Consider the following 20,736-nt stretch of genomic DNA (forward strand, 5'->3'; position numbering starts at 1 on the left):
AATAAAAAATGAATAATAAGAACCTGCTGATGATTTGTATTTCGATCTGTTGTGTTGTTGCCACAATTAGATCACAGGACACGAATTTAGCAAGGGTAGAATATGTATATATACCTCAGTCAAAAAGTGATAATGTATATAGCGGTTTTAGATTTTCAGGAAATTACCCTATTAAAATGAATGACCGCGGTACGTATCTTGTTTTATCTTTTCAATATAGATTGAATAATTTACAGCTTAATGATGATGTGATTTTTGTTGATAAAGAAGGCTTACAAGATTTCCATACTATAGGTTTTGAATTAGGATATACATACAAAATGAAAAATAATTGGAGATTTGGAGCTAAACTTGGTACAAGGCTCTCCTCTAATTTGGAAGGTTCGGGAGTAGATAAAGATGATTTTAGAAATGCGGGATCTATATATTTTGTAAAAAGTTATGGAAAAAAGACATCACCTAAATCCGCAAGATTAGTTTTAGGACTGCGATATGCTTCTCCGGCAAGTATTAATTTTCCGTTGCCGATAATTAATTATTCTAAAAGGTTTCATCCTAGCTGGTCGTATGCTATAGGTACACCAAAAACCAGTATTAAGTATTTTTTTAACGAAACTAATACTTTACAAGCGTTTATAGGATTAGATCGTTTTTATGGTAATATACAGAATAATAGAGTGTTTATTGATGAAAACGGAGATACTAAAGTAGCAGAAAATGCATCCATGTTGATTATTAACAGTGCTTTGGGATATGAATATTATTTTACGGAACACTTATTGTTCTTTACGTACGCAGGATATACATTAAGCAATGAAATCCGTTTGAGAGACGAAAATCAAGAAAATGTTCTAGTTCTCAATGATAGAAATACATTTTATCTAAGGGGTGGAATTAAATTAAAATTATAATGGCAAAAATATTAGTTATAGAGGACGAAGCAGCAATCAGAAGAGTACTGGTTAAAATATTATCAGAAGAAAGTGATAAGTATGAAGTTTTTGAGGCCGAGGATGGGTTGGTTGGAATTGAAAAAATCAAGAATGAAGACTATGACTTGGTTTTATGTGATATCAAAATGCCTAAAATGGATGGAGTAGAAGTATTAGAGGCTGCTAAAAAAATCAAGCCCGAAATACCTATGGTTATGATTTCTGGACATGGGGATTTAGATACAGCGGTTAATACTATGCGATTAGGAGCCTTTGACTATATTTCCAAGCCACCCGATCTTAATCGTTTATTAAACACGGTTCGTAATGCTTTGGACAGAAAAGAGCTTGTAGTAGAAAACAAAATGCTGAAGAAGAAGGTCTCTAAAAATTATGAGATGATTGGTGAATCTGATGCGATTTCAGATATAAAAAATATTATAGAGAAAGTGTCTACGACAGATGCTAGAGTACTTATTACAGGCCCAAATGGAACAGGAAAAGAATTAGTAGCTCACTGGATACATCAAAAAAGTGATCGCTCTAAAGGTCCGATGATAGAAGTAAACTGTGCAGCGATTCCAGGAGAATTAATAGAAAGTGAACTGTTTGGACACGTAAAAGGAGCATTTACATCAGCAAATAAAGATCGTGCGGGTAAGTTTGAAGCGGCTAATGGAGGTACTATATTTCTGGATGAGATAGGGGATATGAGTCTTTCTGCGCAGGCTAAAGTATTAAGAGCATTACAAGAGAATAAAATCCAACGAGTAGGTAGTGATAAGGACATTAAGGTGAATGTTCGCGTAGTTGCTGCAACTAATAAAGATCTTAAAAAAGAAATAGCGGAAAACAAATTTAGAGAAGATTTGTACCATAGACTTGCAGTTATTTTGATTAAAGTACCAGCTTTAAACGATCGAAGAGAAGATATTCCGCTATTGGTAGATTATTTTACAAAGAAAATATCCGGTGAGCAAGGTTCACCAGTAAAGACATTTTCGGATAAAGCAGTTAAACAATTACAGCAATATGATTGGACTGGTAATATTAGAGAATTGCGCAATGTTGTAGAACGTCTTATCATCCTTGGGGGTAAAGAGGTGAGCGAAGAGGATGTTAAACTTTTTGCGGCTAAGTAAGAAGAATCCTTATCTTGCGACCTATCTCTAAAATATGTTTACCCCAAAATGAAGAGAATACTATTTGTCATTATATCATGCTGTCTTTCGTTTACAGCGAATGCGCAATATGAACCAAGTGCTATAAATTATGGTTTAGTAGCTATAAAGAGTTTTGGTACTGTTGAAGAGATTGGTTTAGGGGCTAGAATCGAATATGCTTCCAATTGCTACACAACTTTTATAGGAGAATATAATAGACTGTTTTCTATAGGAGCAGATGAAGAAGTAGAGGGATATAATGAGCTTGCCCTAGGAGTAAACTTAATTTTGTTTAATTGGTATCCTACAACGATAACTGCAGGATTTGGTTATATAGGAAATGATTCAAGTATTTTTGAGGAAATTGAAGATGATGCATTAATTGCTTTTAGAACAGGCAATTTTAATCACGGAGCTCAAATCAAAATAAGAGCGCTACATCAGATTTCTGTTCCTGTTCATATTTTTGCTGAATTTAATATTAAAAGTTTAGGGAGACAATATGATACATTCCTTTTAGGATTTAGCTATGATTTTGATGCACGATAAACGGTCTATTCTGATAATGTTTAAAAAAGACAGTGTTTCTTTACATTTTTATTAATTTCTAAGACAATACCTTTCCAAAATATAGAAAATAGCAACAGTAGTTTTTTTGGTTTAGGAGCTTTTATTAATATTGACCTTACATTATTCTTTGAGTATTTAATCTTACTTAGCACATTTCTTTTTTCACCAATCTAAAACTTTAGTATCTTACCAGAGATAATACGCATTATACTATGAATAAAATAAACCACGAAGATTTCAGAGTTTCTCAACAGATAGAATTATCAAAGATTCCTACTACATATGATCTTGGAGAGACTGAGAAAAAAGTCGAAAAAGAACTGGAAAAGGTACGAGAGAAATTAGGTGAATTTCAGGATACAATATATGCGCATGATAAATATGCAATTCTAATCTGTTTGCAGGGTATGGATACCGCAGGAAAAGATAGTCTTATTCGCGAGGTGTTCAAAGATTTTAATACTAGAGGTATTGTAGTTCATAGTTTTAAAGTACCTACTGAGTTAGAGCTTGGGCATGATTATTTGTGGAGACACTATATCGCATTGCCACAGCGAGGTAGATTTTCTGTCTTTAATAGAACACATTATGAAAATGTATTAGTGACAAGAGTACATCCACAATATATTATGGGCGAAAAGCTTCCAAGTGTAAATTCAGTTGAAGATATTGATGATGTATTTTGGGAAAAACGTTTTGAACAAATTAGAAATTTTGAAAAACATATAGCAGAAAACGGAACTTTGATTTATAAGTTTTATTTGCATTTGTCTAAAGATGAGCAAAAGAATAGGTTGCTTCGTAGGTTAGAAAAAAAAGAAAAAAACTGGAAGTTTTCTTCAGGAGATCTGAAAGAAAGAAAACTGTGGGATAAATATCAATCTTGTTATCAAGATGCAATCAATAAAACATCATTACCACATGCACCTTGGTATATAATTCCGGCAGACAATAAACCTGTTGCCAGATATATCGTGGCAAAAACACTATACGATACCCTAAAGGGTTATGATGATATCAGAGAACCAGAATTAGATAAGGAAACAAAATCTAATATAGAATTGTATAAAGAACAGTTAGAAAACGAATAAAGAGTACCTGTATTGGTAATTAAATAATATTATAAAAATATTTCTGTGAAAAACGTAATCCTTATTATCTTCATGTTTTTTTCTTTTATCTCCTTTGGTCAGAAGGATGATGCTAAAGAAGATTCTATAGCAATTAGAAATTTTTACAATACTTCATTATTAAAAGGTAAAAGTTATGCTTGGTTAGATCATTTATCTAATCAGATTGGAGCTAGGTTATCAGGCTCATTAAATGCTCAGAAAGCCGTAGAATGGACGGAGCAGGAATTAAAAGAGGTCGGAATTGATAAAGTTTGGCTACAATCTGTAATGGTGCCAAAGTGGACTAGAGGAGTAACTGAGTTTGCCTATATTGAGACAGAGCCGGGTGAAACAACCAATGTGCCTATTTGTGCACTAGGAGGTTCAGTTCCTACCCCAATTGGAGGAGTGAAAGCAGAAATCGTAGAAGTAAAAGGTTTAGAAGACCTTCGTAAATTAGGAACCAGTCAAATAGAAGGCAAAATTGTCTTTTACAATCGCCCTATGCAAGCGGATCTAATAAATACTTTCGAGGCGTATGGTGGATGTGTGGATCAGAGATATTCCGGAGCAGCAGAAGCTGCTAAATTTGGAGCGGTTGGTGTAATTGTACGTTCTATGAACTTAAGGTTAGACGATTTTCCACATACGGGAACTATGAGTTATGGAAATTTAACTAATTTAGAGAAAATCCCAGCAGCTGCAATCAGTACAAATGGTGCAGAATTATTGCATTCCATGTTAACTTTAAATCCAAAGATTAAGTTTCTAATGAATATGAATTGTCGTAGCTGGAAAGATGTAGAATCTTTTAATGTCATAGGTGAAATTACCGGAAGTGAATTTCCAGATGAATATATGGTAGTTGGAGGGCATCTCGATTCATGGGATTTAGGCGATGGTTCACACGATGATGGTGCAGGAGTAGTTCAATCTATGGAAGTGCTTAGATTGTTTAAAGAAACAGGATATAAACCAAAGAGATCCATTAGGGTTGTTTTATTTATGAATGAAGAAAACGGACTACGAGGAGGTAAAAAATATGCGGAAGTAGCTAAAAACAAACGAGAAAATCACGTTTTTGCTTTAGAGAGTGATGCGGGAGGTTTTACACCTAGAGGTTTTTCTTTTGATTGTAGTGATGAAAACTTCACTCAAATTCAAAGCTGGAAACCACTTTTTGAGCCTTATTTGATTCACTATTTTTCTAAAGGAGGTAGCGGAGCTGATATTGGCCCTCTAAAGAAAGATGGAATTGTACTGGCAGGATTACGTCCTGATTCTCAACGCTATTTTGATTATCATCACGCTAAGAATGATACTTTTGATGCAATTAATAAACGTGAGTTGGAGCTCGGCGCTGCTACTATGACTAGCCTAGTATATCTTTTCGATAAATATGGAATTAAATAGTCTAAGTAAGGTACATATACTAATCAGTTAATAATTATAAATCTTTTTATATCCTACTTACATTATAACTTTGATAACTACTTATATACTAGATTATTATTTATAAAAGAATAACACCTAAGGCTAAAATTCTCTTCTTTTACTACAGTATGAGTACGAAATAACATAATTGTAATGATTGATATTTCCTTATTCTACGCCTACTTAGGAACTAAAACGATATAGTGGTAATATTTTGTTGTAGCTTGATATTATTTACATAATAATGAAATCCTTTACAATTATAAAATAAATGAACAATGATTATAGTTTATAATTATAGGGAATTTTACGCATTTTATCTGATAATTTCTAAAAACGAAAAAATAATGTAAGTTGTTTCTTGTTTAATTTTTTAACTTTTTTAACAAAATTTTCGTAAGAAATGTTCTTATAAAATGATTTTTTGTTAAATCAGTTTATGGTTTTACCATTGACAAAGTTTTCTTTTTGTATAAAATCAAGAATTTTTCAATTTTTTTTTCACCTTTTTTTCTTAGTATCTTCTTAACATCGGAGTAATTTTCTTTTTTGGTTTAATTAAGAATCATGAATTCTGTTTCCTTTTAATCCAGTGAAACGGTAGCCTCTCGGGTTAATGTTTAAAGTCGTTAAACTGTAAATGGAAATTGTTAAGACGTAGTTAAGGTGTTGATTACTGCATTTTTACATCGAAGTTGTTATAACTTTATTCTTCGTTCTAAGAGATAGTACTACAACGTTGTAATGATTAAATAACCGATTCAGCCAAAGTAGTATATCGATGAACGAAAAAAACATAAACGTAACTTTCGTCATATCTAGCATTTTCCCAATTTATGTAAGATATGGTTTTATTAAAATTAGATGAACTTAAAACTAAACTAACTATGAATTGCCCTAAAGACAATAATCCAACAATATTAAGTAAGGTATCTTACGAAAAGCAAACTGCACATTTTAAACGGAAACTGGAGATATAGAAAGCTTTTTATCTCGTTTAAGTATCCATTCTAAGAGAAATAGAATAAAAAACGAATCCAGAAAGTAAGATATGATAACACTTATGTAAATTGGTCAACCAATTTACATAGCGAATACTAAAGAGTTTAACACGAATTCTATCAGAATGACATCACTTAATAATTAAAGTGGTTGTGCTAGTTCGCTTAGAATTACTTTCATCTTTTGATTAACCTTAAAACAATCATATGAACTAAAACCTAAAATAATTCAAAACAATTCAAAAAAAACACAAATCTTAAAACTATACTAACAATGAGAAATTTAATTAAAATAAGCATGATGATGTTTTGGTGCTTATTTTGTGCTAAATCATCGGCACAATACAATTATGGAGAAGCTTTACAAAAGTCTTTGCTTTTCTATGAAACACAACAATCAGGAAAGTTACCAGATTGGAACAGAATAAGTTGGCGATCTGATTCTGGAGTAAATGACGGGGCAGATGTAGGGCTTGATCTTACCGGTGGTTGGAACGATGCAGGAGACCATGTTAAATTTGGTTTTCCAATGGCATTTTCTGTAACTGCCCTCAATTGGGGTTTTCTAGAATATAAAGATGGTTATGACACTGCAAATCAGACCGAACATTTTAAAAGGAATATTAAATGGGTGACAGATTACTTTATTAAATGTCATCCTTCTCCTAATGTTTTTTATGCACAAGTAGCAGATAGTAAATCACAAGATCATAATTTTTGGATGCCGGCAGAGATGGTTGATGTGCATCCGATGTATGGACAACGTAAATCTTATGCATTGACAACTAGTAATCCAGGTACAGATGTGGCCTGTGAAACAGCAGCCGCTTTAGCTTCTGCTAGTATTATTTTTAAAGATAGTGACCCGGCCTATAGTGCTACATTACTAAGTCATGCAATTGAATTATATGAATTTGGTGATAATCACAGAGGGCTGTATACTTCCGAAGGAAATATACCAGCAGTAGGAACGTATACATCAGGTAACTTTCAGGATGAACTTACTTGGGGTGCACTTTGGTTGTATAAAGCTACCGGAGAGCAAAAATATTTAGATAAAGCTGAAGCAGAATATACACAACCAGATTTTTTATGGAGTCTTGTATGGGAAGATAAATCCTATGGGAATATGGTTTTGTTATCAATAATTACAGGAAAGGATATATATAAGACTGATGCCGAACGTCATTTAGATTGGTGGCAAGAAGGAAATGGAGGAGTCAACTACTCTCCAGGAGGTCAAGCACATTTAACACAATGGGGATCTTTACGTCACGCAATGAATGCATCACTTACTGCTCTTATCTATAGTGATAATGTCAATACACCTAAAAGCACTCAATACCGTAATTTTGCTATTAACCAGGTAAATTATGCGTTAGGTGATAACCCAAACAATAGAAGTTTAGTAACTGGTTTTGGTGTAAACCCACCTACAAAACCACATCATAGAGGACAACATTCTAGTTGGTCTAGAAGTAGTGCAAATCCTGTAGAATCAAGACATACGATGTGGGGAGCCTTGATGGGAGGTCCTGCTAAACCGGATGATGCTTTTGAAGAAGATAGAGATGATTTTCAGGCAAATGAAGTAGCAACTGATTATAATGCCTGTTATCAGGGAGTACTAGCGAGAATGGTAATGGAATTCGGAGGATCATCATTGCCTAATTTTCCACAACCAGAAACTCCCGGATTAGAGTTTGCGAACGAAGTTAAACTGAATAATGATCAATCTAGCTTTACAGAAGTAGCTATATGGTTAAATAATAGAACAGGATGGCCGGCTAGAGTACCGAATAATTTAAAAGCTCGTTATTTTGTAGATATTTCTGAAGGAGTTGCAGCTGGATTTAGTGCTGGTGACTATGAATTAACAGCTAGAGGAGCAGGAAATACTACAATTAATAGTTTACAGGAATGGGATGCTTCTAGCAATATTTATTATGCAGAAATAGAAGTAGATCAAGCTAATATGCCTTTTCCAGGAGGACAAGGTGAGTATAGAAGTGAAATTCAATTAAGAGTGTCTTTACCTGTAGGAGCGCCTGCTACTGCCTGGGATGCTTCGAATGACTTTTCTTATGAGGGATTAAATAATACATTAAAAATTTCAGATAATGTTCCTATTTATGCAGATGGTATATTGGTAGGAGGTAGAGAACCTAATGGAGGAGAAGTGCCAACCGCTTCTTTTACTGCAACTCCAGAATCAGGAACTGCACCACTAGAAGTATCATTTGATGCATCAGCTTCTTCAGACCCTAATGGTGATTCATTGAGTTATAATTGGGATTTCGGTAATGGGCAAACATCATCTGTTGCGGATCCGTTAATTACATATACAGAAATTGGTTCTTATTTAGTGACACTTTCTGTAAGTGATGGAACTAATACTTCTTCAGAATTTACAAAAACAATTACGGTATTAGATGGTAATATAGCACCGATAGCAGATTTTTCTGCAACACCAACCACAGGGATTGCTCCTGTAATGGTAAGTTTTGATGCATCTACATCATCTGATGAGAATGGAGATTCTTTAACCTATGTTTGGGATTTTGGTGATGGTGAAACTGGTTCAGGAGTGACAATTACTCATGAATATGCAGCAATAGGCGAGTATGACGCTAAACTTACGGTAAGCGATGGAAGTAAAGAAGATTCTAAAACAGTAACAATTACTGTTACCGATGGAAGTCCTGTTGCTTCTTTTACAGTGAGTACAGATTCTGGAGTAGCTCCATTAGATGTAACCTTTGATGCTTCTACATCTTCAGATCCGGCAGGAGGAAATCTTACATATAGCTGGGATTTAGGTAATGGTGAAGCAGCTTCTACAGTGACTACATCTACTACATATACGGTAATAGGACAGGTTACTGTTACTCTTACTGTAACAAATGCTGCAGGAGATACAGATTCTGAAACAAAAACGATTAGTGTTACGGATGGTAGTGTAAGTTGTGCTTTTGGAACTCCAATAGACAATGCATTACCTTCTATCAATGAAGAATTTCAAAATATATTCGTGTTAGGTGATGGAGGCCCTAACTTAGATAATATTGCAAAATTTAATATAAACTGGGATTTAGCTAACAATGGGTTATATCAATTCTCCGTTAATACCACTAATGGTACTCCTAACTGGTGGAATGATTTCCTACCAAATGTAACCCAAAACTTTAATGCTTCTCAACCAGAAATTACAATTGCTGGTTCTGGATTTTCAGGACTTGATGGTTCATATTATGTAGCTATTGATGAAGGTAATTTTGTTTTGGTTTCTAAAACAGCCGGATTTACTATTTATCTTAGTACTTCCGCTACTGCTCCTGATTGTGATGGAGGCATCTCTAATCCTATAATAACTGATGGTGGTACTATCTCTGGAGGTCCATTTGCTTTTACAGTAGGCGATGGTATTGCAGATAATGTTTCTGGAATTACTTTATCAGGAAATACCGGAACAAATTCTCAATGGGTAGTTACAGACGATCAAAATAACATTTTAGGGTTACCTGCTAGTATAGAGGATGTAGATTTCGATGGAGCAGGAACTGGTACTTGTTTAATTTGGCACTTAAGCTATGAAGACGGATTACAAGGATTAGCAGCAAACAATAATGTTTCAGCTTTAACGGGAGATTTTGACTTCTCTAATTCAATAACCGTAGTTAGAAATCCAGTTGATCAACCAGGACCAGACGGAGGTAGCATTTCTGGAGGCCCATTTGCATTTACTGTTGGTGATGGCATCACAGATAATGTTTCTGGAATTACTTTATCAGGAAATACAGGGACAAACTCTCAATGGGTAGTAACTGATGATCAAAATAATATTTTAGGGTTACCTGCTAATATAGAAGATGTAGATTTTGATGGAGCAGGAACTGGTACTTGTTTAATATGGCATCTTAGTTATGAAGATGGTTTACAAGGTTTAACAGCTAACAATAATGTTTCAGCATTAGTAGGAGATTTCGACTTCTCTAATTCAATTTCGGTAGTTAGAAATCCAGTTACTGATGGCGGAGGTGATTGTACTTTTGAAACACCAATAACTTCTGCTTTACCATCTATAGATAATAGATATAGCAACATATTTGTGTTAGGAACTGGAGGTCCAGATCCTAGTAATATTCGCGAATTTTCTATCAATTGGAATTTAGAAAACAATGGGTTGTATCAATTTGCAATCAATACGAATAATGGAACTCCTGATTGGTATATTGATCTTAGCGGAAATTTAACGCATAATTTTAATGCTCCTCAACCTGAAGCTGTATTGTCAGGTACTCAGGTTACAGGATTAGATGGAGCTTATTGGGTAAATGTAGATGGAGATAATTTTGTAATGGTTTCTAAAAATGGAGGATTTACACTTTATTTCAGTTTAACTTCTACAGAACCTGATTGTGGTAATACTGGAGGAGGAAATACAGATCCGGTAGCAGATATTTCTGCAACTCCTATTTCAGGGGAAGCCCCATTAGTAGTGACTTTTGATGCAGTTGCTTCAACAGATGCCGATGGAGATGCATTAACTTATAGTTGGGATTTTGGAGATGGAAATACTGCTACTGGAGTAATGGTAGAAAATACATTCACCTCTATAGGAACTTATTCTACAACTTTAACAGTTGATGATGGAAATGGAGGAGTTGATCAAGCGGTTATTACCATTACAGTTACAGATGGGGATATTATTATTAATCCTCCAACTGGTGATAATGCATATATTAATCGCTTTATAGAAATGCGAAATGAGTTTTACGATCCTGCTAACGGATACTTTAGTGCAGACGGATCTCCACATCACTCTGTGGAAACATTAATAGTAGAAGCTCCTGATCATGGTCATGAGTCTACAAGTGAATTATATTCTTATTGGCTTTGGTTAGAAGTTATGAATGGAAGAATCACACAAGATTGGGCTCCTCTTAATAATGTATGGAATAAAATTGAAGAATTTATAATTCCTACAGCAGCTGATCAACCATCGAATGCGGCTTATAACCCTTCTTCACCGGCAGCTTATGCCAGCGAATTTGCTTTGCCAAATCAATATCCTGCACCTTTAGAGTTTAGTGCACCAGTAGGGGTAGATCCAGTTTCATCTGATTTAACAGCGGCATATGGAGCCGATATTTATCAGATGCATTGGTTGCTAGATAATGATAATTTTTATGGATATGGTAATCGAGGAGATGGAATAAGTACTCCTTCTTACATAAATACATTCCAAAGAGGAGAACAAGAATCTGTTTATGAAACAGTACCTCACCCATCTTGGGAAAGTTTTGAATGGGGAGGAGCAGATGGTTTTCTTCCATTATTTATTGAAGATCAGAATTATGCGAAACAATGGAGATACACAAGTGCTCCAGATGCTGATGCTAGAGCAGTACAGGCGATGTATTGGGCTCAGGTTTATGCAAAAGAACAGGGAGCAAGTCTAGGAAGCTTAGATTTAGATAAAGCTACTAAAATGGGTGACTATTTAAGATTATCCATGTTTGATAAATATTTTAAGCCTATGGGAGTACAAAGTGCGACCAGTGGAGCGGGATCTGGATATGACAGTGCACATTACTTAATGTCGTGGTACATGTCTTGGGGTGGTTCGGCAGATCCTGCTTCGCAATGGGCCTTTAGAATCAGTTCTAGCCATTGTCACTTTGGGTATCAAAATCCTATGGCAGCATATGCCATGAGTGAAATAACTGAGTTTGAACCAAAATCTCAAAACGGAAAAAGAGATTGGACAGAAAGTCTAAAAAGACAGATGGAATTCTATACTTGGTTACAATCCAAAGAAGGTGCTATTGCCGGTGGAGCTACTAATAGTTGGAATGGCGATTATAGTCCATATCCTGCTGGTAAATCTACCTTTTATGATATGGCTTTTAATACGAACCCAGTATATCTAGATCCAGGAAGTGGTACTTGGTTCGGATGGCAAGCTTGGTCCATGGAGAGAGTAGCAGAGTATTATTATATTACCAATGATGCAATGGCAAAAAATCTAATGGATAAATGGGCTACTTGGGTTAAGAGCGAAGTAAAACTTATAGGAACTGACGATTTCGAAATTCCTGCAACTTTGGAATGGACTGGTGAGCCAGACGCTTGGGATCCGAACAGTCCGGGAAGTAATAATAATCTTAGCGTAGTTGTTACAGATTATGGAAAAGACCTTGGTGTTGCAGCTTCTATGGCAAAAGCACTTATTTATTATGCTGCTGCAACGCAAAAGCATGCTACACTAGATACAGATGCTCGTGATCTTGCTAAAGAGGTATTAGACAGAATGTGGAATACCTACAGAGATGATAAAGGAGTTTCTTCTCCAGAAGACAGAGGAGATTTTACAAGAATCTTTGAAGAAGAAGTATTCATTCCTAGTGGATTTAGTGGTACAATGCCTAATGGAGATCCGATCAAACCAGGAGTAACATTCCTTGATATAAGATCTGATTATAAAAATGACCCTGAATTTGACCGATTGGAGGCTGCGTACAATGCTGGAGAAGAGTATACACAACGTTACCATAGAAGTTGGGCTCAGATAGAAGTTGCTTTGGCAAATGCAGAATTTGGATTCTTTTTTGGTGATCAAGAACCTGGTGTAAAAGCTCCAGAAGATCTATTTAAAGTAACAGCTTCGCCAAATCCTGCGTCAGATTACGTTACTATTTCTACTAATTTTAATATGAATAATACCAGAATTAGAATAATAGATATTGCAGGAAATGTGGTTAGAGCAGAACCAATGTTGAATAAACAAAAGTCTACCAGAATTTCTGTAAATGGTTTACCTTCTGGCATGTATATCCTAGAAGTTTTTGATATAACCACTGGAGAGAAATTCAGAAATAAGATTATCAAAAATTAATTGTAAAATACAGAGAGAGGTTTGATAACCTCTCTCTTGTTTTTTTAGCTCCTTCAAGTTTAACAGATAGAAAACTTTACGATCGTTATTTTTTTAATCGTGAAAATCGATTAATAACACTTTCCATTCGATCATATTTCTGAATAAACTTTTGATTTAATAGATCATAACAATTCAAAAAGTAAAAAAATACATACAATGAAACGATTTATAAATTATTTGATGATGCTGTTCTTGTTTTTTGGCAGTATCACACAAATTACAGCACAGCAACAAAATTTTCTAACAGTATCTGGTAACAAATTATACGATACAACCGGAAATGAAGTACGCCTGACAGGTGTAAATTGGTTTGGTTTTGAAACACAAAACTATTCTCCTCATGGAATTTGGTCAAGGGATATGAAAAGTGTTTTACAACAAATCAAAGATTTAGGTTTTAATACCATAAGAGTTCCATGGTGTAATGAGATGTTAAATCCATCTTCCACCATCGCAGTGAATTCATATGGTACAGATCCATATACAGGTATATCACCAATGAATGAAGAAGAAACGACTGTAAGTAAGCCAATAGAACTACTAGACATTTTTGTACGCTGGTGTCAGGAAAATGATATGAAGATAGTACTAGATAATCATTCTAGGGCAGCAGATGGTTTTTTAAATGAAGCAGTTTGGTATAATCCTGAGTATTCCGAAGAACGCTGGATTAACGACTGGGTTTTTATAGCTGATCGTTATAAGAACTATTCTGCTGTAGTAGCCATGGATTTGAATAATGAACCACACGGATCTACTTGGGGAGATAGCAATCCAGATACGGATTGGAATAAGGCAGCGGAACGTTGTGGAAATGCAGTTCTTGAAGCAAATCCAAATGTTTTGATCATAGTAGAAGGCGTTGGAGAGTTTGAAGGAAATTCTTATTGGTGGGGAGGACAGTTAATGGGAGCAAAGCAATATCCTGTTCAATTATCTAATCCAAGTAAGCTTGTATATTCCGCTCATGAATACGGACCTGAAGTATCGCAACAGGATTGGTTTACGGCGAGCAATTTTCCACAAAATATGCCCGGTTTGTGGTCAGATAACTTTCATTATCTATACGAAGAAGGTACTTCTCCAATATTTTTAGGAGAATTCGGTATAAAAGATCAGGATGCCTTTGGGGGAATCGCTTATACCTGGTTTACAGAATTTACAGGTTTTATGGGTGATATCTACTCTTGGACATTTTGGAGTATGAATCCTAACTCTGGTGATACTGGTGGAATTTTACAAGATGACTGGACAAATGTTAATCAATGGAAATTAGATGTATTAACTCCCCATTTAGCACCATTTATTCCAAATGTTGTAGGGGGAACAGGAAATCTTCCTCCTACAGCAAGATTTACAAGTAATATAATTTCTGGAGATGCACCATTAACTGTTTCATTTGATGGATCAACTTCTTCAGATCCAGATGGTGATACTCTAACATTTAATTGGAATTTTGGAGATGGAACAACAGCTACAGGAGAAAGTATTTCTCACTTATTTACAGATTTCGGAGAGTATCAAGTAGTATTAACTGTAAGCGATGGAACGTTTAGCGATACGGAAACTCTTACTATCACGGTTAATGATCCAGATACTAATATACCAGTAGTAACGGCAAACATTTCTACTGATGTTACTGGCGGTATAGCACCAGCTATTATTAATTTTGACGCTTCTGGTTCTACGGTATCCGATGGAAGTACGTTAACATATAGTTGGGATTTTGGAGATGGAACGGCAGGTTCTGGAATGACAATAAATCATGAGTTCATTAATGCAGGTAGTTATGATGTTGTATTAACAGTTTCTAATGTGGATGGGATTTCTGATACAGCGACTATTGCTATAATTATTACAGAGCCTAATAACGGAGGAGATTGTACTTTTGGAGCACCTTTATCTAATGCATTACCAACCATTGCAAATGCTTCTTATAGTAATATCTATGTCCTAGGATCAGGAGGTCCGGATCTAAGTAACGTAACTAATTTTACAATTAACTGGGATTTACAAAATAATGGATTGTGGCAATTTTCTATGAATACCAATAATGGTGTGCCAAGCTGGTGGAATGATCTTAAAACTAATGTTACCAGTCAAAACTTTAACGCTGCACAACCAAGTGTAACGTTGTCCGGTACAGGGTTTCCTAACCTTGATGGAGCTTATAATGTCACTATAGATGGAGATAACTTTGCATTAGTATCTATAAACAGCACTTTCACTATTTATTTTAGTAATAGCGGTGTAGCGCCGGATTGTGGAAATGTGCTAAGAGAATCAGTTACTAAAGAAATAACGAGTATCGATGTATTTCCAAATCCTGTGACAGATCAATTAATTATAAAAACAAAAGATCCTCTTGATGATGCTACAATTAGCATTATAGATATTACTGGAAGAATCGTAAAAACAATTTCAGTGCAATCCAAAGTAAATGAGGTATCACTGAATACGATTGATCTGAAATCTGGTGTATACTTTGTGAAACTATATCATAACAAGCAGGTTAGAACGGAACAGATTATTAAAAGATAGTTTTTTGGAAAATAGTATATAATCTTAATTAGCTTATAAATGAAAAATCTAAAAACAGATTCCATAAGGTTCGTTACTTTCTGTTCAATAGCACTATTGATTTTATTACAATATACTGCATATGGACAGAATACAATTCGTGTTGAAAATGGCAAAATTTTCACATCGTGTAGTGAAGAAATTGTAATGCGTGGAGTAAACGAAATGTTTGTTTGGTCGCAAGATCGAACGGGTGAACAAATTTTACCCGAAATAGCAAAAACGGGATCTAACGCAGTACGATTAGTTTGGACTACTGAAGGCGCGGAGACTGAGCTGGATCTACTGATCAATAATAGTATTAAAAACTCAATGATACCTGTTGCCGAATTACATGACGCAACAGGTGATTTTAGTAAGCTTCAACTATTATTAGACTATTGGAAAAGACCTGCAATACTGGCCACTATTCAAAAGTACAAGAAGTGGTTAATAGTAAATATAGGTAATGAAGTAGGAAATGGATCTGAATCAACAGCGCAATGGGTAAATTATTATAAAGATGCTATTACACAATTGAGAGATGCAGGTATTGATACCCCCCTAATGATTGATTGCGGAGGATATGGTAATAGAGAAAGTTATTTTTTAGAAGGAGGAAACGAATTACTAGAATTCGATCCGCTGCATAATATCATTTTTGCAGTACATACCTATTGGACAAATGGGGATGATCAAGCAAAAATAGATCGCCTAAATCTAATGATTGCAGATGCTAAAACTAAGAAACTTCCTTATATCATAGGTGAAGGACCGCAAAAAGTGGCCTCGCCAATCGCGTGTGGACAAAACTTCCCATATGTAGAAATGATGAAGAGGTTGCAAGAAGAGAAAATCGGATGGTTAAGTTGGTCTTGGGGTGCTGTAGATAATAATGATTGCGGCTCTCCTAATAGTGATTTAGATATTACAACTGATGGGAAATATGGAAATTGGGCGACTAATTTTGCTCAAGAGATGTCCCTTACGGATATAAACTCTATTAAGAACACATCTATAATTCCACCATCAATGCTAGATCCGGGTATTGCTGCTTGCGGAGTTACCTATACGATTAGTGCTACAACGAACCTTGGTGGTTCTATTTCGCCATCAGGCGATATTATTGTTTCTGAAGGAGATAATCAGATTTTTGATATAGCATCAACTATTGGGTTCAAAATTGGAGATGTTTTAGTGGATGGAGCCTCAGTAGGTGATTTAGAAACTTTTACATTTTCTAATGTTACTGCGAATCATACAATCGAAGTTGTTTTTGAAGATGTTCCTCTGCCACCTCAGGTACCATATGTGAATGGTCAACCGCAACCTATTCCAGGAAAAATTAATGCTACTTCTTTTGATTTAGGAGGAGAAGTAGTAGCCTATCACGACACAACTCCAGGAAATGATGGAGATGGGGTAAGGCCAGAAGAAGACGTTGATACTGAGTTAGAAGGAGATGGAGGGAATATTGGGTTCACCGCCGATGGTGAATGGGTCGAATATACAGTAAACGTGGCTCAAGCAGGAACATATTCGATAGATGTATTAGTAGCTTCGGCTGTATCTAATGGCGCATATCATATTGAGTTTGATGGAGTGGATGTTACAGGAATTCAGAATGTAGCAACCACAGGTGGATGGACTAATTATATTCCGCAGAAAATTCCGAATGTTACATTAAGTGCAGGTGAGCAAGTGATGAGAGTATTTATGGACGAAGGTGCATTTAATTACTCCACCATGACTTTTACACTTGATGGGGGAACAGGAAATAACCCTCCCGAAGCTTCTTTCACCGCTACCCCAGAATCTGGGAATGCTCCTTTAGAAGTGCGTTTTGATGCTTCGATTTCTTCAGATCCAGATGGTGATGTATTAACCTATGCATGGGATTTTGGAAATGGACAAACATCAACACTGGAAAATCCCACTGTTACTTTTACTGAAATACAATCGTACACGGTGAACTTAACAGTGAATGATGGTAATGGTAATATGTCGAGTGCAGAAAAGATCATTTCCGTAAACGATCCAAATGTCAGACCAGCACCAGTTATTCCAGATCAACCTTCTTTTACCTCAGGTATATATCGTAATATGTTTGTAGAATCTGGTAAAAACGAAATTGAAGTTCAAGATAAGTTAGACCAAATTTGGAATCAATATTTTGTGAATGGTGATCCTAATTCTGAAAAGTTATTTTTCGAAGTAGGTACAGATATGGCCTATATTTTAGATACAGGTAATGAAGATATTCGTTCAGAAGGAATGTCGTACGGAATGATGATTTGTGTTCAATTAGATAAAAAAGAAGCATTTGATAAGCTTTGGAAATTTGCAAAAACGTATAGTCAGCATAAGCCAGGAACGGCTAAGGAAGGAATATTTTCTTGGCAACTAAGTACAACTGATTTTTCAATGATTGATTCAAACCCTGCTCCAGATGGAGAAGAGTATTTTATAACCGCATTATTTTTTGCGGATGCTCGATGGGGAAGTGAAACAGGTACAGGAGCATTCGATTCTGAAACAGATATCTTTGATTATCGCGCACAAGCAAATTACATATTGGACAATATGATAAACAAAGCAAGTGCGGATAGTGGTCAATGTCCAACAAACCTTGTAGATCTAAAAGAAAATCAGATTGTTTTTACGCCTTGTGGAACTTCAGCTACGTTCACTGATCCGTCATATCATCTTGCCGGATTCTATGAGATTTGGGCAATGTATGCAGATAACAATAATGCATTGTGGACCGATATGGCAACTACAAGTCGTACGTATTTATTACCTAGAGCAGCACATCCTATTACTGGATTAATACCGGATTATTCAGAATTTGATGGAAGACCAAAAGAAGTTGGTACCCATGCTAATTTTGAATTTGATGCTTGGAGGAATATAATGAATATGGGATTTGATTTTGCTTGGTTCCAAAAAAATAAAGCTGATATTCAACCGATTATCAATAGACAAATAGATTTCTTTAAAGATAAACCTAACTATCCTGGTTTATGGACATTGGATGGTACAGCTAGAAATACAGACCACAACCCAGGTTTAGTTGCTTGTAATGCAGTAGGTAGTTTAGCACTGGAAGATGCTAAAGTATGGCCTTTTGTCGATGAATTATTTGAATTAAATCCACCATCAGGAAGGTTTAGATATTACGATGGGTTATTGTATATGATGAGCTATATGCATGTAGCTGGAACATATAAAATTTATAAACCAACTGCAAATAATACAACTCCAGTAGCCTCATTCACGAGTAGCGTTAATGGAGGAGTAGCACCATTAGAAGTTACTTTTGATGGATCAGCATCTACGGATCCTAATGGCGGAACATTAACATACGCGTGGGATTTAGGTAATGGAATATCTGCGACAACAGTTGCAGCTTCAAATATTTACGATGTAGGGACATATATAATTACACTTACGGTAATGAATGCTACAGGAGAAAGTGATAGTGTGTCAAGAACGGTTACAGTAACTGATGGAAATGTAAGCTGTACTTTTGATACACCAATAGCTACACCTTTACCATCGGTGAATACCTCTTTTGAAAATGTTTTTGTGTTAGGTACTGGCGGACCGAGCTTAGATAATATTACAAAGTTTGAAATTAATTGGGATCTAGATAACAATGGTCTCTATCAATTCTCTATAAGTACGAATGACGGAGCTCCTAATTGGTGGAATGATTTATTACCTAATGTAACTCAAAACCTAAATACAGCGCAACCAGAAATTACTATTACAAATTCTGGATTTCCAGATTTAGACGGAGCATACTGGGTTACTATAGATAATGGAAACTTTGTACTTGTTTCTAAAACCAAAGGATTCACGATTTATTTTAGTAAAACAGTTACTGCTCCTAATTGTGATGGAGGAAGTACAGATCCTGATCCAGTTGTAAATGGAGGAACAATTACAGGTGGACCTTTCACATTTACCGTGGGAGATGGTATTTCGGATATGGTGTCTGGAGTTACACTAACGGATAATATAGGTACAAACTCACAATGGGTAGTTACAGACGATCAAAATAATATTTTGGGACTACCTGCTACTATTGAGGCAGTAGATTTTGATGAAGCTGGTATTGGAAATTGCTTAATATGGCACTTGAGTTATGAAAATGGCATACAAGGCTTAGCCGTGAATAACAATGTAACGGCTCTTACGGGAGATTTTGATTTATCTAACTCCTTATCGGTATTTAGAAACCCTGTCGATACTGGAGAAGGAGACTGTAATTTTGATACTCCATTTGCTGAGCCACTGCCCAATATAAGTAAAACATTTACCAACATATTCGTCTTAGGAACTGGAGGGCCAAACCTAGATAATATCAAAGATTTTGGAATCAACTGGAATCTTGACAATAATGGACTTTATCAATTATCCATGAGTACAACAAATGGATCTCCAAGTTGGTGGATTGATTTCTTACCTATAGTTACACAAAATTTTGGTCAGCCTCAACCAAGTATTACAATTACTGCTTCTGGTATTCAAAATTTAGACGGAACCTATTGGGTGTCTTTGGATACAGGAAATTTTGTATTGGTTTCTACGAGTGGCGATTATACCATTTATTGTAGTAATAGTGGGACAGCACCCGATTGTGGGAATGTGGTAAGAGAATCAGGAGCTAATGATATAACAGGTGCCAAAGTGTTTCCAAACCCTGTGACAGATCAATTAATTATAAAAACAAAAAATCCTCTTAATGATGCTATAATTAGCATTATAGATATTACAGGAAGAACAATAAAAACGGTTTCAGTACAATCAAAAGTGAATGAAGTATCTCTTGAGATGATCGACCTGAAATCTGGTGTGTACTTCGTAAAACTATATCATAATAAACAAATTAAAATAAAACAGATTATTAAAAGATAATTTTTTTGAAAATAGTATATCAAATGATTTTCTAGCTTAAGTAATAGAAAGAGAAGAGTATCCACAAGGCTAGACTCTTTCTATTACTTTCATTAAAGATTT

Annotated in this window: 8 protein-coding genes; all 8 read left to right on the forward strand. The window is 35.3% G+C overall.

What is annotated here, in order from left to right:
- Window positions 1–8 precede the first annotated feature (8 nt).
- The 8 genes from D1818_RS21390 to D1818_RS21425 all read left to right on the forward strand — a co-directional run bounded on the left by D1818_RS21390 (window position 9) and on the right by D1818_RS21425 (window position 20,634).
- On the forward strand, window positions 9–911 hold the full coding sequence (locus tag D1818_RS21390) for a hypothetical protein (RefSeq protein WP_118461654.1): 903 nt from the start codon (window positions 9–11) through the stop codon (window positions 909–911).
- The gene (locus tag D1818_RS21395) at window positions 911–2,074 is read left to right on the forward strand and encodes a sigma-54 dependent transcriptional regulator (protein ID WP_118461656.1); all 1,164 of its coding nucleotides are present in this window, start codon (window positions 911–913) and stop codon (window positions 2,072–2,074) included. Before D1818_RS21390 ends, D1818_RS21395 begins: the two co-directional genes overlap by 1 nt.
- A 48-nt stretch (window positions 2,075–2,122) precedes the next feature.
- Window positions 2,123–2,644: a hypothetical protein gene (locus D1818_RS21400; RefSeq protein ID WP_118461658.1), complete on the forward strand. Its 522-nt coding sequence runs from the start codon at window positions 2,123–2,125 to the stop codon at window positions 2,642–2,644.
- 233 nt (window positions 2,645–2,877) lie between these two features.
- Entirely contained in the window at window positions 2,878–3,756 is an 879-nt protein-coding gene (locus D1818_RS21405) for a PPK2 family polyphosphate kinase (RefSeq protein ID WP_118461660.1), read from the forward strand.
- Window positions 3,757–3,828: 72 nt separating this feature from the next.
- Window positions 3,829–5,190: a M20/M25/M40 family metallo-hydrolase gene (locus D1818_RS21410; protein WP_118461662.1), complete on the forward strand. Its 1,362-nt coding sequence runs from the start codon at window positions 3,829–3,831 to the stop codon at window positions 5,188–5,190.
- A gap of 1,296 nt (window positions 5,191–6,486) precedes the next feature.
- Window positions 6,487–13,110, forward strand: a complete 6,624-nt coding sequence (locus tag D1818_RS21415) for a glycoside hydrolase family 48 protein (RefSeq protein WP_233558594.1) — start codon at window positions 6,487–6,489, stop codon at window positions 13,108–13,110.
- A 198-nt stretch (window positions 13,111–13,308) separates the two neighbouring features.
- A complete protein-coding gene (locus tag D1818_RS21420; RefSeq protein WP_118461665.1) occupies window positions 13,309–15,693 on the forward strand; it encodes a cellulase family glycosylhydrolase in 2,385 nt (794 codons plus the stop codon).
- A 39-nt stretch (window positions 15,694–15,732) separates the two neighbouring features.
- Window positions 15,733–20,634, forward strand: coding sequence for a glycosyl hydrolase family 8 (locus D1818_RS21425; RefSeq protein WP_118461667.1), 4,902 nt, complete (start codon window positions 15,733–15,735; stop codon window positions 20,632–20,634).
- The last annotated feature ends 102 nt before the right edge of the window (window positions 20,635–20,736 follow it).

This window comes from Aquimarina sp. BL5 (assembly GCF_003443675.1).
In the GTDB taxonomy this organism is placed as follows: domain Bacteria; phylum Bacteroidota; class Bacteroidia; order Flavobacteriales; family Flavobacteriaceae; genus Aquimarina.